This is a genomic window from Lutibacter sp., from assembly GCF_041555395.1.
GTDB lineage: Bacteria > Bacteroidota > Bacteroidia > Flavobacteriales > Flavobacteriaceae > Lutibacter.
In genome coordinates, this window is the sequence record NZ_JBFFKM010000027.1 from 1 (window position 1) to 15,068 (window position 15,068).

Sequence of the window (15,068 nt, forward strand, 5' to 3'; positions counted from 1 at the left end):
AAAGATGCTTCCATTAGTTTAACCGTTGATGATTTATTCAAATCTGTAAAAACCGACAGAGACAGGTTTAATGCCAGCTATTTTTCAAAAAGTTTAATTAAAAATAAGTACAGAACAATATTGCTTTCTTTTACTTACCGGTTTAACCAAAGTAAAAAAGACAGAAGAATTGATTTTGATAAAAAAGAGATTAAACCTAATTACTAATTGTTATTTTTGAACAAAATAAATTCATGAAAATTTATCACAATCCGCGTTGCGGAAAAAGTCGCGAAGGTTTGGCCATTTTAAAGGAATCCAAATTGCCTTTTGAAATTATCAATTATTTAGAAACGCCGCTTTCAAAAGATGAATTGATTGAAATTATAAAATTATTGGATATTTCCCCAATTGATTTGGTTCGGAAAAACGAAACCATCTGGAAAGAAAATTACAAAGGAAAAAATTCACCAGATTCAGAAATTATCACTGCAATGGTTGAAAATCCAAAACTCATTGAACGACCAATTGTGGTTAACAAAGGCAAAGCCGTTATTGGGCGTCCGCCCGAACTCATAAAATCCATTTTATAAAATTTATGTTTTTCTTAACAGTTTTAATCAATTAAAATTTAAACATATTGATTCCATCTCTTAATTAATTTACTAATTAAAATATTGATATTCAACATCTTATTGATAATTAATTTTTAAATATTATTTCTAAAACTTTTTCACTTTTAATCACACTCGTTAACACTCGTTAACATAAAAGCACTTGGCCAATACTTATCTTTGCCCAATTATTAACCAATAAATCATTAATGAAAAAAATTGTATTTATAGCTATATTTTTATGCAGCCTTTTCATACCCAATTTAGGAGCAACAAATACCGACCCTATTGAAAAAATTAATTTAACGGGTAAAGTTATTGACAAGGATACCAAACAAGCCCTTGAATATGCCACCATCGTAATTAGATCTTTAGATGGTAAAATAATAACCGGTGGGATTACAGACATCAAAGGAGAGTTTAACATTCAAATTGCAAAAGGCGTTTACGATATTTCCATCGAATTTATTTCTTTTAAAACAAAATTATTCAAAAGCAAAGAAATTTCAGGTAATACAGATCTAGGTACAATTACTTTGGAAATTGATGCCCAAACTTTAAATGAAGTTGAAATTATTGCCGAAAAAAGCACTGTTGATATACGATTAGACAAAAAAATATACAATGTTGGTAAAGATATGACCGTAAAGGGCGGAACTGCCAGTGACGTTTTGGACAACGTACCGTCCGTTTCCGTTGATGTGGAAGGAAACGTAAGTTTGCGCGGTAATGAAAACGTACGAATTTTGATAAACGGAAAACCATCCGGTTTGGTTGGTTTAAGCGGTACAGATGCTTTGCGACAACTACCCGCTGACGCCATTGAAAAAGTTGAAGTGATTACGAGTCCATCGGCACGCTATGATGCTGAAGGAACGGCAGGAATTTTAAACATCATCCTACGCAAAGGAAAGGCTCAAGGATTTAATGGTTCTATGTCAGCTTCCGCAGGAAATCCAGATAATTTTGGGGTTTCAGCTAATTTAAATTACAGAACAAATAAAGCAAATTATTTTGGAAGTGGTGGTTATAATTACAGAAATGCTCCGGGAAACTCAAGCAGCTATGTCACTTATTTAAACCCTTCTGAAGTCACACCGGACTTCAGGAATGAAAAAAGAGCATATGAACGAAAACGGGATAGTTACAATACCCGATTTGGAATGGAATATTTTTTGACGGATAAAACTTCTTTAACAGGTACCATTTTATATCGCGAATCTGACGGTGAAGATGTTTCTACAAATATAAGCAATGAATTAGATGCCAATAAAATTTTGACTCGCACCAATAAACGAATTGAAATTGAAAATGAAAAAGACAAAACTACAGAGTATTCATTAAATTTTATGCACGACTTTAACAAAGACGGACATAAATTAACTTTAGATTTTCAATACGAAAACAGCATTGAAAATGAAAACTCCTTAATTAACGATCGGGATATTTTCCCTACTTTAATCGAAAATGAACCAGAGAGAATTTCAACCGACAATGATTCAAAAGATATTTTATTTAAAGGAGATTATGTATTGCCAATTGGCGAAAATTCTCAATTTGAATTTGGTTTTAACGTTAGTTTGAATCAATTGAGTTCGGATTATTTGGTCGAAGGATTTGATGTTGAAACAAATCAATTTTACAATGATACCAATTTTTCCAACACCTTGGATTTTGAACAAAATGTTTATGCCGTCTATTCTCAATATGGCAATAAAATAAATAAATTTTCATATCTGTTAGGGTTAAGAATGGAAAATACCGACAGAAAAATTAATTTACTTCAAACCAATGAAAATTTTGATAAGAATTTTACTGAATTTTTTCCAACAGTTAATTTAGGGTTGGAATTTAGTGAAAGTGAAAGCTTAACATTGGGTTACAACAGAAGATTAAGGCGTCCGCATCATTGGTTTTTAAATCCGTTTGAGTCAAGAACAAGTCAAACCTATATTAGAAAAGGAAATGTTAATTTAGACCCTACCTACACCAACTCATTTGATTTGGGCTATTTAAAACGATGGGAAAAATTAACTTTGAATTCATCCATTTACTATCAACATGCCATAAACAACATTGAAAGGGCCCAAAAAGAAGAAATTAGGGACGTAAATGGCGTTGAGACACTTGTAATTATAACTATACCTGTAAATTTAAGTTCACAAGATCGTTATGGGTTTGAGTTTACCGCAAATTACAATCCGATTAAATGGTGGAAAATCACCAACAGTTTCAACTTTTTCAAATCAGTTACTGAAGGAAATTACAATGATATTAGTTATAATTCAAATAATGTAAGCTGGTTTACCCGATTGCAATCGCGTATTTCATTACCAGGGAAAATAGATTGGCAAACCAGTGGTATGTATATGGGGCCTTCGGAAAGTGCTCGCTCAAAAAGAAAAGGCATGGTTAGTGTGAATTTAGCTTTCAGCAAAGATATCTTAAAAGAAAAAGGAACTCTTTCTTTAAATGTCAGCGATTTGTTTAATACCCGAAAATACGAATCAACAGATATTTCTCCAACAACAATTTCAGAAAACGAATTTCAATGGCGGAAAAGACAAGTCATGCTGAATTTCACCTACAGATTTAATCAGAAAAAGAAAATGGAGAGACAGAAAAGAGAGGATAATGGCGGAGAACAAGAAATGTTTTAAGCATTTTGAACAACAAAAAAAGGCAATTGAAAAATTGCCTTTTTTTGATTATATTTTTTGAATTTTATTCTTTTTTAGTGGTTGCTTTAGCTTCCTTTCTTAATTTCCAAATTTCTCTCAAATTTCCGAATAACCAATAAGGCACTACAAAGGTCAATAAAAAAATCATTAACCAAAATCCCATCGTAAAAACGGTTAGAAAAATTAAAAATCCTGAAAACTGTGATAAATCCATAACTTTTTAAGTTTATTTTTTAGTAATTACAAAATTAGTATTTATTTTTAATTAATCACATTAATTTTATTTTTTTTAAAAGTGATATTTCTCACCAAATGAATCAAAAAAAACCTGCAACTTTGATAGGCTAAAAAGCCATAATTGGTAACTTTGTAATTCATTAATTTAGAAAATATAACAATATGAAATATAGAATAGAAAAAGACACCATGGGAAAAGTGGAAGTTCCAGCCGATAAATATTGGGGAGCTCAGACAGAACGTTCCCGAAATAATTTTAAAATTGGGCCTTCAGGCTCCATGCCTTTAGAAATTATTTATGGATTTGCCTACCTAAAAAAAGCAGCTGCTCATGCAAATTGTGAATTGGGTGTGCTTTCAGAAGATAAACGCGATATTATTTCTGCTGTTTGCGATGAAATTTTAGAAGGCAAACACGACGACCAATTTCCGTTAGTTATTTGGCAAACCGGTTCCGGAACACAAAGTAACATGAACTGTAATGAAGTGATTGCAAATCGTGCTCACGAAATGTTAGGAGGCGTTATTGGTGAGGGCGAAAAAGCAATTCAACCTAATGATGACGTAAACAAATCACAATCGAGCAATGATACTTTCCCAACAGGAATGCATATTGCCTGTTATAAAATGATTATTGACACCACCATTCCCGGAATTGAAAAATTACGCGATACTTTAAAAGCGAAATCTGAAGCGTTTAAAGATGTGGTAAAAATTGGCCGTACCCACTTAATGGACGCAACGCCATTAACAATAGGGCAAGAATTTTCGGGCTACGTTTCTCAATTAAATCATGGTTTAAAGGCATTAAGACATACCTTAGAACATTTATCAGAATTGGCTTTGGGCGGAACCGCAGTTGGTACCGGTATGAATACGCCAAAAGGTTACGATGTTTTGGTGGCTAAAAAAATTGCAGAATTTACAAGATTGCCATTTATTACAGCTGAAAATAAATTTGAGGCCTTGGCTTCACACGATGCCATTGTGGAAAGTCACGGTGCATTAAAATTATTGGCAGTTTCTTTAAACAAAATTGCAAACGATATTCGTATGATGGCTTCTGGCCCTCGCTCAGGAATTGGAGAATTAATCATCCCAGCCAACGAACCCGGAAGTTCAATTATGCCTGGAAAAGTAAATCCTACTCAGGCAGAAGCCTTAACGATGGTTTGTGCACAAGTAATGGGTAACGATGTTGCCATTACCATAGGCGGAACTCAAGGTCATTATGAATTAAACGTTTTTAAACCTATTATGGCTGTTAACTTTTTACAATCGGCTCGTTTACTTGGAGATGCTTGTGCAAGTTTCAACGAGCATTGCGCTGTTGGTATTGAACCAAATTATCCAAGAATTACAGAATTGTTAAACAATTCATTGATGTTGGTTACTGCTTTAAATACCAAAATAGGTTACTATAAAGCTGCCGAAATTGCAAATACAGCACATGCGAACGGAACTACTTTAAAAGAAGAAGCCGTACGTTTAGGTTATGTTACTCCGGAAGAATATGATGCTTGGGTAAAACCTGAAGAAATGATTGGTTCTTTAAAATAAGTTACTATTTATTGATAACAAAAAAGCCTTGAATTGATAATTCAAGGCTTTTTTTATGACTCATTCTACCCATCTAATTTAGCAATTCAAAAGACTGCTTTGCAATTTCAACCTCTTCGTTGGTAGGCACAATTAGAATCTTTATTTTTGAATTTTTTGTATGAATTTCAGTAAGTTCTTTTGCTCTGATATTGTTTTTTTCCTCATCCAGTTCAATTCCAAAATAGCTCATATTTGTGCAAACCAACTTTCTAATAAAACTTGAATTCTCTCCAATTCCAGCAGTAAATATGATGGCATCCAACCCGTTCATTGTGGCTGCATAAGAGCCAATATATTTTTTTATTCGGTAAGCATTCATATCCAATGCCAACTGGCATTCTTTATTCCCTTTTTCAGCTTCCGATTCAATATCTCGCAAATCACTGTAGCCCGTTAAACCAAACATACCGCTTTCTTTTTGAAGCATATTATTTACTTCATCAAGCGAATAACCCAGATTATTTACCAAATAAAAAATAATGGCATGGTCTACATCTCCGCTTCTGGTTCCCATGATGAGCCCTGTAACAGGTCCAAAACCAAGAGAATGATCCATGCTTTTTCCATCTTTAACCGCAGTCATACTGCACCCATTTCCCAAATGAATGGTAATAATTTTTGAATTCGAAATACCCAAATGTTCAATTGCTTTTTCTGAAACATATTTATGACTTGTTCCATGGAAACCATATAAACGAATATTATTTTCAATCAAAAATTTTGTCGGAATGGCATATTTATAAGCTTCAACCGGAATAGTTTGATGAAAAGCCGTATCAAAAACGGCAATTTGTTTTGCATTGGAAAAAAATGATTCCGCAACAACAATCCCTTCGTAGTTTGCAGGATTGTGCTGAGGCGCCAGAGAAAATAATTTCTTTATTTTATCTTTAACAACCTGATTAATAATGGTTGTTTTTGAAAAAGTGCTTCCCCCATGAACCACCCTATGGCCAACAGCTTCTATTTCTGAAGTTGATTTTATAACACCCACTTTTTCATCCAATAAAAAGTTGACAACTTTTTCCAAACCAATGGTATGATTTGGAATATCCAAAACTTCATCAATCTTTGTGTGGTGCGATTTATAATGGATCTCGGCATCTTTTGAGCCAATTCTCTCTACCAATCCCGAACAAATAACTTCTTGTTCAGGCATCCTAAATAATTGATATTTAATAGATGAACTACCTGAATTTATAACTAATATTTTCATATGTTTAAACTTAATTTTTTAGCGGTAACATATGCTGTTCGCTATTAATCATTCTCTTGAAAGTCAAAATTTGTAATGCTCGTTTCACTTAAAAACCTTGTGCTTGTATTGCTGTTAAAATTACGGTATTAAAAATATCGTCTACCGTACACCCTCTGCTTAAATCATTTACCGGTTTATTTAAACCCTGTAACATTGGGCCAATTGCCAACGCTCCAGTTTCTCTTTGAACTGCTTTATACGTATTGTTTCCTGTATTTAAATCGGGGAAAATTAACACGTTTGCTTGCCCAGCTACTTCAGAATCGGGCATTTTGCTTTTTCCAATTCTTGCGTCAACTGCTGCATCATATTGTATTGGTCCTTCTACTTTTAAATCTGGCCGTTTTTCTCTAATAATTTCTGTGGCTCTTCTCACTTTGTCTACATCTTCTCCTTTACCTGAAACGCCAGATGAATAAGAAAGCATTGCGATTTTAGGTTCCAGTCCAAAATTAATGCTTGATTCTGCGGAAGAAATTGCAATTTCTGCCAACTGTTCAGAAGTTGGGTTTGGGTTGATGGCGCAATCACCAAAAACCGAAACTCTGTCTTCTAAACACATAAAAAATATGGAGGAAACCACTGAAACACCCGGTTTGGTTTTAATAAACTGTAACGCTGGTTTAATGGTATGTTGGGTGGTGTGCGCTGCTCCGGAAACCATCCCGTCAGCCAATCCTTTATGCACCATCATAGTTCCAAAATAAGAAACATCACTCATTAAATCTTCTGCCATATCAATGGTAAGACCTTTATTTTTTCTTAATTCAAATAAAGTATTGCTAAAATCCTGATAATATTCAGATTCAATAGGATTGATAATTTTTATTTTATCCAAATCCAATTTTAATCCCAACTTGATTACCTTGTTTTCAATATTATTCTTATCTCCCAAAATGGTTAAATCAACAACGTCCATTTCAACCAATTTAGCCGCCGCAGTTATTATTCTATCATCATTACCTTCAGGCAAAACAATGTGTTTTCGTGTTGTTTTTGCCCGTTTCAATAAATTATATTGAAACATTCTTGGTGTAATTCCATTATTTTTAAAGGTAATTAATTTTTCATTTAACTTATCCACTTCAACATACTTGTCGAATGTAATCAATGAAGTATTAATTTTTTCTTTATTCTCAGCATACATATGAGAACGGACCGCCCCAATTTTATTTGCTACATCAAATGTCCCTTCTTCTACCGTTAATATCGGCACAATTTGAGACAAACCTTCTATTAACCTTATTATGGTATCATCAGGAAGTATTCCGCCAGTTAAAACTATTCCTGAAATAGCAGGATAATTGGTTGATATATTGGCCTGCAACGCCCCTAAAATAATATCAGCCCTGTCTCCAGGCGTAATTATCAAACAATTTTCTTCTAAATGATTTAAATAGTTTCGCAATTGCATGGCTCCAACTTTAAAGCTTGTTGTTTGGTTATTTATAAATTCTTTACCAAACAAAATTTTAGCATCTATTGCTTTTGCAATTTCTTTTATTGTAGGATTGTTTAATGATGGAATTAATGGAATTACATTTACAAAAACATCTTTCGGTAAATTTTTCTCAACACCACTTTTTACAAGCTTTATATTTTTTTCCTGAACTTTATTTGCAATTACTGCCAAAACCTCTACTTCTTTTTCTTTAAAAGAATCATAGGCCAAGTGAAGTCCTTCAATAAATTCATCCAATGTTTTTCCAACACCGCTGGAAACAATAATTGCAGGAATTCCTAAATTTTTGGCCACTAATATATTGGAATCCAATTCAATGGCCATTCCTTCGCCAGAGAAATCACTGCCTTCAACCAACATAAAATCGTTTTTTTCTTCTAAGGCTTTGTATTTTGAAATAATGGTATCAAATATTTCACCTTCTTTTCCATTATTTCGCATGTTAATAAATTCACTGCGCGTAAAGGCAAACGCTTCACTTGGTTTAATATCCAATTGAAAATGTGAGATAATGGTATTGATGTGGTTGTCTTTTTTTCCCTTCTTGACATTGTCAATGATTGGTCTGAAATAACCAACTTTTGCGGTTTTTCCCAACAACATTCTCATTAACCCCAAAGTGACAATTGACTTACCACTGTTAGCTTCACTGGTTGCTATATATATGGCTTTTTTCATTTTTTCTAATTTTGTGCAAATGTACTCTTATTCTACCTTATTTCAATGGAAATCGCTATAAAATGATGTGACTGTTTTATCATAGATTCAATTTAAAAAAACCTATTTAATGCTCTATAAAATAGGTGTATATTTGAATTACAAATTTTAGTATAAATGACAACATTAATTACCAATATTAAAGAATTGCTTCAGGTTGAAAATGTGCCGAAAAAAATGATTTGCGGAAAAGAAATGAAAATTCTACCCACCATTAAAAATGCCTTTTTGTTAATTGAAGATACTATTATTAAAGATTTTGGCAAGATGGAAAATTTGCCTAAAATTAATGCCAAAAAAATTATTGACGCCAAAGGAAAAACAGTTCTTCCAACCTGGTGCGACAGCCATTCGCATATTGTTTATGCCGGCAATAGAGAACAAGAATTTATTGATAGGATAAACGGGCTCTCCTATGAAGAAATTGCAAATAATGGTGGAGGAATTTTAAATTCTGCCCTAAAATTACAACAAACTTCTGAACAGGAATTATACAAACAGTCTGCAAAACGTATTGAAGAAGTTATGAAGCTGGGCACCGGTGCCGTTGAAATTAAATCGGGATATGGATTGACTAAAGAAGCGGAATTAAAAATATTGCGTGTTATAAAAAGACTAAACGAAAACTATCCTATTACCATTAAATCAACTTTTTTGGCCGCTCATGCCTTGCCTTCTGAATTTAAAAACAACAAAAGCGAATATTTAGACAAAGTAATCAATGAAATTTTACCCTTTGTAGCAAAAGAAAAATTAGCTGATTACATCGATGTTTTTTGCGAAACCGGTTATTTTTCTATTGATGATACTGATAGACTTTTAAAAGCTGGAGCTAAATATGGATTAATCCCTAAAATTCATGTGAATCAGTTTACGGCTATTGGAGGTGTTCAGGTTGGTGTAAAACACAAGGCACTTTCTGTAGATCATTTGGAGCTTATGAGAGATGAAGATATTGAGATATTAAAAAATACTGGAACAATGCCTGTTGCTTTGCCTTCCTGCTCTTATTTTTTAAGCATTCCGTATACGCCGGCAAGAAAAATAATTGATGCCGGATTGCCCTTGGCATTGGCTACTGATTACAATCCGGGTTCAACGCCATCCGGCAATATGAATTTTGTAATTTCAACCGCCTGCATTAAAATGAAAATGACTCCGGAAGAGGCTATAAATGCAGCGACCATCAATGGCGCTTACGCAATGGGTTTAGAAAAAACCCACGGAAGTGTTTGCAAAGGAAAAAAGGCGAATTTTATAATTACAAAAAAAATCCCAAGTTATGGATTTATTCCTTATTCATTTGGAAATAGCCACATTGACAAAGTATTTATGGAAGGCAAAGAAATTTAATGAATTAAACTTCCCTTTTTTTATCATAAGGAATACTGCTTAAAATATGGTTTATTGCCACTACCCTGGCATATGTTTTTCTATTCGCCTTAATTATTTTCCAGGCAACGACACCTTCTTTTGTTTTTTCAAACATTTTATTTTTATAGTACGTATAAACATCCCATAATTCCTGAGCTCTTTCATCTACCGGGGTCATTTTCCACTGTTTCAAAGGATCGCTTTTTAAATCCTCAAAACGCTTTTCTTGCTCCTTTTTGGAAATTGACATGTAAATTTTTACCAAATGAATTCCGGATTCTGTAATCATTCGCTCAAATTCATTTACCTGGTTCATGAAAATTTCATATTCGTGTTGTGTGCAAAATTCGTTTACCGGAGCCACTACTGCCCTATTGTACCAACTTCTGTCGAAAAAAATAATTTCTCCGGCTTTTGGAAATTGATTTACATAACGCTGAAAATACCATTGGCTTCGTTCATCTTCCGTAGGTTTTGGCAAGGCAACAATGCGATAATGACGAGGATTCATTCTTTCCGTTGCACGTCTTATTGCGCCTCCTTTTCCAGCTACATCTCTTCCTTCAAAAATAATAATGATGCGTTCATTTTCTTCAATTGCCCAAGTTTGTAATCTTATGAGCTCAACCTGAAGCTTTTTTAATTTATTTTCATATTTAACATAGCGAACGGCCCTCTCTAAATTATAGGGCTCTTTAGAAAATAAAGCTCTTAACCCTTTATTCGTGTTAAGAATTTCTACGTCTTTTTCTGTCAATTTAAAAGGCTCCATAATTAATCGATTTGTTTGGATGAACGGTAATAACGCATAACAACATTGGGGTCTGGAAATAATATGGTTGATGCTTTGTCTTTTCCTTCATAATTAAATTGAGACAACACATACCTGATACTCTCCAAACGAGCCAATTTTTTGTCATTTGCTTTTATGGTAATCCACGGACTATAACTGGTGTGCGTTCTGCTGTACATTTGTTCTTTGTAATGCGTGTATTTATCCCAAAGCTCTTGACTTTTCCTATCGACCGGACTATATTTCCAGCGTTTTAAAGGTGTTGCAATACGTGCGTTAAAGCGAGCCAATTGCTCGTCTTTTGAAATAGAAAACCAAAATTTTATTAAAACAAGTCCGTCTTCATACATCATATGCTCAAATTCAGAAACCTGCACCATAAAATTTTGATATTGGGTTTCTGTGCAAAAACCCATAACAGGTTCTACTACTGCCCTATTGTACCAGCTTCTGTCGAAAAATACAATTTCTCCAGAATTGGGCATTTCTTTTATATAACGTCTAAAATACCATTGCCCACGCTCTATTTCTGTAGGTTTGGTCAAAGCGACAACATTCATTGCCCTTGGATTTAAATGCTCAGTAAACCTGCGAATATTTCCTCCTTTTCCGGCTGCATCGCGTCCTTCAAAAATGATGGCTACACGCATTTTATTATTAGCAATCCATTGTTGAAGCTTCACCAATTCAATTTGTAAATTACGTAGCTCTTCTTCATAAAACAAACGTCTTTCCACTTTATCAAAAGGAATATTTTTTTCCCTGATTATCTTTAAAAGTTCTTGATTTGAAGATGCTTTTTTAAAATCATCCAGCGTTAATTTAGGAGATTCTTGCATTATATTCAATTTTTTTAAAAGTTAAACAAATTTCAGGGTCACTTAATGGTTGTAATTTTGCATCAGAAGGTGAAAAATATGGAATCCCTAACCCCAGACCACGCAAAATAAATAATAATCCGATGATAATCACAAAAACAGGTATTATTTTTTGAAATTTTGCACGCAGGGAAACGCTTACAAAATTCCCCAATAACACCGCCGCCGTCATCATAGGAATTGTTCCAATGCCAAACAAAGCCATGTACAAAGCGCCTTGGACAGCATTTCCTGTTGAAATTGAACCAATTACAGCAATATAAACCAATCCGCAAGGCAAAAGACCATTAAAAAATCCGATTGAAAATAACGCTTTGTTGGATTTTTTATTTAAATAAATTCCGAGATTATATTTAACCTTACCTATAATGTTATACAGTGGTTTTGAAAAATTGTATTTGTTAAAGACTGAAACTGGCATTATGATGGTTACAATCATAACAACTCCCATTAAAATGGATAAACGTTGCTGAAAACCAGCCAAATACAATCCTTTTCCTATAAAACCAAAAAGCAATCCTATTAAAGAATAACTCAATAATCGCCCAAAATGATATAAAAAAGTTTGAAAAATTAACGATGTATATGATGTCCTATTAACCGGTATTATGAATGCGATTGGTCCGCACATTCCAATACAATGAAATCCGCCAGCCAAACCTAAAATAAGTGCTGTCCAAAGCATATTAATACATTAATTTTTCCTTAAATAAATAAGCAGCCCCGTTAATAGTCCATTCAATTTTAACATTCCATCTTCCTTCCACCAAATTCTTATCCAATATTAAATAGTCTGCAGCTATTAACTTTATTGGAAATTGAAAATCAATTTTATCATTTGATGGCCGTTGAAATGAAATGGTCCCCGCTATTTTTTGAGGATCAAATTCAGAAGGAAATTTTATCAATAAACCTTCAGTAACTTTAGTTAACGTTACGTCCTCCTTCAATGCAGCAGATTTATTTAACTTATCTATTTCCTGTTGATAATTAAGTTCGTCCTTATAATAATCATCAGAAACCAAATGATGGTCATATTGAGACACAAAAGTTGCCTTGTAAACATAAGACAGTATGAATATTATGAATGCCGACAAGGCAATTACAATACCTGCTGGCCAGCTAATTTTAAACTTCATTTAATTAATTTTTATTGGTCCTGCAAAATTGGTGGTGGTTGATTCAATTAATTTTCCTTTTGAATACACGCCAACTTTCAATTTTTCATTTGACGAATTTAGGTCTTTTTTATCAATTTCTATAAATAACGTACCTTCCTTTAATCCCTGTTTCTCAACTTTAGAAAGTCCGCCTATCATTGTTATTTCTCCTTTATGTGAATTTAATTTAATTTCAATATCCTCAATGTTTTTGGTAGTTTTGTTTATCAATTTAAAAGTATACACATTTTTTACCGTAGTTTCCGTTGTCTGAAAAATTTGCCCAGGCAACCTTAAAATAGTGGCTTCAACATCATTTCGCAAAAATAACATTGTAATAAATACACCGATCAAAATGGTTAATAACGTGGAATAAGCAATTAATCGCCCATTAAATTTAAATTTTTCCTTTTTTTCGATATTGTCTTCAGAAGCATAACGAATCAATCCTTTTTCAAAACCGACGGTGTCCATTATTTCGTCACAGGCGTCAATACAAGCGGTACAGTTAATACATTCTAATTGCGTGCCATTTCTTATATCTATTCCTGTTGGACAAACCTGCACGCATTGCATGCATTCAACACAATCTCCAAAACCGGACGCCTCTCTATTTTCCCCTTTACGAACTGGTTTTCTACCTTTTTCACCTTCTCCTCTTACAAAATCATAAGCTACATTAATAGATTTATTATCTAATAAAACGCCTTGCAATCTGCCATATGGACAAACAATAATACAAACTTGCTCCCTAAACCAGGCAAATACAAAATAGAAAACTGCCGTAAAAACTAAAAGTTTAACAAGGGTCCCAATATGATTTAAAGGACCATCGGTAATGTGTTCAATTAAAACATCGCTGCCAATAATATAAGCAAAGAAAACATTGGCGATTATAAAAGATATTAAAAAGAAAACAATCCCTTTTAATATACGTTTTCTTATTTTTTCAGCATTCCAAGATTGTTTGTTCAGTTTAATTTGTTTTGTTCTGTCGCCATCGATTAAATATTCTATTTTCCTGAAAATCATTTCCATAAAAATAGTTTGCGGACAAATCCATCCACAAAATATTCTTCCAAAAACCACGGTAAATAAAATAATAAATACAACGCTTACCAGCAATGAAATTACCAACAAATGAAAATCTTGCGGCCAAAAAGGGAATCCGAAAATGTGAAATTTTCTCTCTATTACATTAAATAACAAAAACTGGTTTCCGTTTATTTTAATAAAGGGTGCAGCGAACATAAATGCCAAAAGCGCCCAACTTACCAGCGTTCTATATTTGTAAAATTTCCCTTTTGGTTTCTTCGGAAAAATAAAATTTCGCTTTCCGCTGTCATCAATTGTTCCAATAGAATCTCTAAATATTTCTTTATCTTCTTTTTTCATACTAAATTGAAAAAGGCTACTTTCTATTATTTTATCAAGATGTAAATTTATGATTAATAAGTTAATCTAATAGATACAAATGAGACAAAAAAATAAAAAACAGCCTAATACTATTAATTAAAAAAAAATCAACAATTAACCTTCTGATGAAGACTAATTTTTTAAATATTATTCATTTTTCGATAAGATGATATCACCTTCTGGTGCTTTTGGGTTGACTGGTTGTGTACCTTGCATGGAAATAATATAACTTGCCAGTTGAATCCTTTCTTCTCTGGTTATGGTGCTTTCCCAAGCAATCATTCCTTTCCCAGGACGGCCACCATTTGTTAGGGTGTTATATATATTTTTAACGCCACCGCCTAAAATCCAATGGTCATCAGTTAAATTAGGGCCAATACTTCCGCCTAAATCTGCCAAGTGACAAACAACACACGTTTTGGTAATAAACAACTCTTTTCCTTTCGCTAAATTTTCAGCATCTGTAAAAGCAACAATATTTGCATTATCAAATAACTGCGGGTTTGCAGCTTTATAAGCTTCAACTTCTTCTTTCGCAGCAGCTACATCATCATTAAATTCATCATATTGATTGTATTTATTAAAACCAAATGACATTACCAAATAAAAAACACTCACAACAATAGTAATGTAAAAACCTGCCAGCCACCAAGGAGGCAATACATTGTCAAGTTCTCTAATCCCATCGTAATCATGATCGAGCATGATATCTTCTTCGGTTCCTAAATCGTGCGCTTTGGTTAAAGATTTCATAAATCTTTTCCAGCCCGATATTTTTTCTGAATTCTTATTCATGATTATTTTGTTTACTGTTAGTCTCGTTATCTAAAGGCAATTGGCTTATTTCATCCAAGCTGTTTTTTGGCATTTTAATTACAATAATTAACATTGTGACAA

Annotated in this window: 14 protein-coding genes; 5 read left to right on the forward strand and 9 right to left on the reverse strand. The window is 33.3% G+C overall.

Features of this window, described 5'->3' with window-relative positions; genetic code table 11:
- From ABY285_RS07355 to ABY285_RS07365, 3 genes are all read left to right on the forward strand, one after another.
- Window positions 1-207: hypothetical protein (locus tag ABY285_RS07355; protein ID WP_372768582.1), on the forward strand; the 207-nt coding region annotated here is incomplete at its 5' end.
- A 26-nt stretch (window positions 208-233) separates the two neighbouring features.
- A complete protein-coding gene (gene arsC / locus ABY285_RS07360) occupies window positions 234-572 on the forward strand; it encodes an arsenate reductase (glutaredoxin) (protein ID WP_372768584.1) in 339 nt (112 codons plus the stop codon).
- Window positions 573-802: 230 nt separating this feature from the next.
- Window positions 803-3,253 carry an outer membrane beta-barrel protein gene (locus tag ABY285_RS07365; protein ID WP_372768586.1) on the forward strand — a complete coding sequence of 817 codons (2,451 nt, stop codon included), beginning with the start codon at window positions 803-805 and terminating at the stop codon, window positions 3,251-3,253.
- Window positions 3,254-3,317: 64 nt separating this feature from the next.
- Here the strand turns inward: ABY285_RS07365 and ABY285_RS07370 are convergent, their stop codons facing one another.
- On the reverse strand, window positions 3,318-3,488 hold the full coding sequence (locus ABY285_RS07370) for a hypothetical protein (protein WP_372768588.1): 171 nt from the start codon (window positions 3,486-3,488) through the stop codon (window positions 3,318-3,320).
- Window positions 3,489-3,673: 185 nt separating this feature from the next.
- Here ABY285_RS07370 and fumC point away from each other — a divergent pair, with 185 nt between their 5' ends.
- The gene (gene fumC, locus ABY285_RS07375) at window positions 3,674-5,071 is read left to right on the forward strand and encodes a class II fumarate hydratase (RefSeq protein WP_372768590.1); all 1,398 of its coding nucleotides are present in this window, start codon (window positions 3,674-3,676) and stop codon (window positions 5,069-5,071) included.
- 73 nt (window positions 5,072-5,144) lie between these two features.
- Here fumC and ABY285_RS07380 read toward each other — a convergent pair whose 3' ends face one another.
- On the reverse strand, window positions 5,145-6,329 hold the full coding sequence (locus tag ABY285_RS07380; RefSeq protein WP_372768592.1) for an acetate/propionate family kinase: 1,185 nt from the start codon (window positions 6,327-6,329) through the stop codon (window positions 5,145-5,147).
- Window positions 6,330-6,417: 88 nt separating this feature from the next.
- Complete coding sequence (gene pta / locus ABY285_RS07385) at window positions 6,418-8,511, reverse strand: phosphate acetyltransferase (protein WP_372768594.1); 2,094 nt, start codon at window positions 8,509-8,511, stop codon at window positions 6,418-6,420.
- 156 nt (window positions 8,512-8,667) lie between these two features.
- Between pta and hutI the strand changes: the two genes are divergently transcribed.
- A complete protein-coding gene (gene hutI / locus ABY285_RS07390) occupies window positions 8,668-9,903 on the forward strand; it encodes an imidazolonepropionase (protein ID WP_372768596.1) in 1,236 nt (411 codons plus the stop codon).
- A 4-nt stretch (window positions 9,904-9,907) separates the two neighbouring features.
- Here the strand turns inward: hutI and ppk2 (ABY285_RS07395) are convergent, their stop codons facing one another.
- From ppk2 (ABY285_RS07395) to ABY285_RS07420, 6 genes are all read right to left on the reverse strand, one after another.
- Window positions 9,908-10,696: a polyphosphate kinase 2 gene (gene ppk2 / locus ABY285_RS07395; RefSeq protein ID WP_372768598.1), complete on the reverse strand. Its 789-nt coding sequence runs from the start codon at window positions 10,694-10,696 to the stop codon at window positions 9,908-9,910.
- A 2-nt stretch (window positions 10,697-10,698) separates the two neighbouring features.
- Entirely contained in the window at window positions 10,699-11,556 is an 858-nt protein-coding gene (ppk2, locus tag ABY285_RS07400; RefSeq protein WP_372768600.1) for a polyphosphate kinase 2, read from the reverse strand.
- Window positions 11,540-12,280, reverse strand: a complete 741-nt coding sequence (locus tag ABY285_RS07405; RefSeq protein ID WP_372768602.1) for a sulfite exporter TauE/SafE family protein — start codon at window positions 12,278-12,280, stop codon at window positions 11,540-11,542. The genes ppk2 (ABY285_RS07400) and ABY285_RS07405 overlap by 17 nt, the downstream gene beginning before the upstream one ends.
- Window position 12,281: 1 nt before the next feature.
- Window positions 12,282-12,734, reverse strand: a complete 453-nt coding sequence (locus tag ABY285_RS07410; protein WP_372768604.1) for a FixH family protein — start codon at window positions 12,732-12,734, stop codon at window positions 12,282-12,284.
- Window positions 12,735-14,150 (reverse strand): cytochrome c oxidase accessory protein CcoG, encoded by a 1,416-nt coding sequence (gene ccoG / locus ABY285_RS07415; RefSeq protein ID WP_372768606.1) that lies wholly within the window; start codon window positions 14,148-14,150, stop codon window positions 12,735-12,737.
- Window positions 14,151-14,318: 168 nt separating this feature from the next.
- Window positions 14,319-14,966 carry a cbb3-type cytochrome c oxidase N-terminal domain-containing protein gene (locus ABY285_RS07420; protein WP_372768608.1) on the reverse strand — a complete coding sequence of 216 codons (648 nt, stop codon included), beginning with the start codon at window positions 14,964-14,966 and terminating at the stop codon, window positions 14,319-14,321.
- Between the last annotated feature and the right edge of the window lie 102 nt (window positions 14,967-15,068).

Excerpts from the sequence above, each read along its gene's own strand:
- ppk2 (WP_372768598.1), bottom strand. The coding sequence starts at position 10,696 with ATGGAGCCTTTTAAATTGACAGAAAAAGACGTAGAAATTCTTAACACG.
- ppk2 (WP_372768600.1), bottom strand. The coding sequence starts at position 11,556 with ATGCAAGAATCTCCTAAATTAACGCTGGATGATTTTAAAAAAGCATCT.
- hutI (WP_372768596.1), top strand. The coding sequence starts at position 8,668 with ATGACAACATTAATTACCAATATTAAAGAATTGCTTCAGGTTGAAAAT.
- ABY285_RS07410 (WP_372768604.1), bottom strand. The coding sequence starts at position 12,734 with ATGAAGTTTAAAATTAGCTGGCCAGCAGGTATTGTAATTGCCTTGTCG.
- ABY285_RS07420 (WP_372768608.1), bottom strand. The coding sequence starts at position 14,966 with ATGAATAAGAATTCAGAAAAAATATCGGGCTGGAAAAGATTTATGAAA.
- fumC (WP_372768590.1), top strand. The coding sequence starts at position 3,674 with ATGAAATATAGAATAGAAAAAGACACCATGGGAAAAGTGGAAGTTCCA.
- pta (WP_372768594.1), bottom strand. The coding sequence starts at position 8,511 with ATGAAAAAAGCCATATATATAGCAACCAGTGAAGCTAACAGTGGTAAG.
- ABY285_RS07380 (WP_372768592.1), bottom strand. The coding sequence starts at position 6,329 with ATGAAAATATTAGTTATAAATTCAGGTAGTTCATCTATTAAATATCAA.
- ABY285_RS07365 (WP_372768586.1), top strand. The coding sequence starts at position 803 with ATGAAAAAAATTGTATTTATAGCTATATTTTTATGCAGCCTTTTCATA.
- ABY285_RS07370 (WP_372768588.1), bottom strand. The coding sequence starts at position 3,488 with ATGGATTTATCACAGTTTTCAGGATTTTTAATTTTTCTAACCGTTTTT.
- arsC (WP_372768584.1), top strand. The coding sequence starts at position 234 with ATGAAAATTTATCACAATCCGCGTTGCGGAAAAAGTCGCGAAGGTTTG.
- ccoG (WP_372768606.1), bottom strand. The coding sequence starts at position 14,150 with ATGAAAAAAGAAGATAAAGAAATATTTAGAGATTCTATTGGAACAATT.
- ABY285_RS07405 (WP_372768602.1), bottom strand. The coding sequence starts at position 12,280 with ATGCTTTGGACAGCACTTATTTTAGGTTTGGCTGGCGGATTTCATTGT.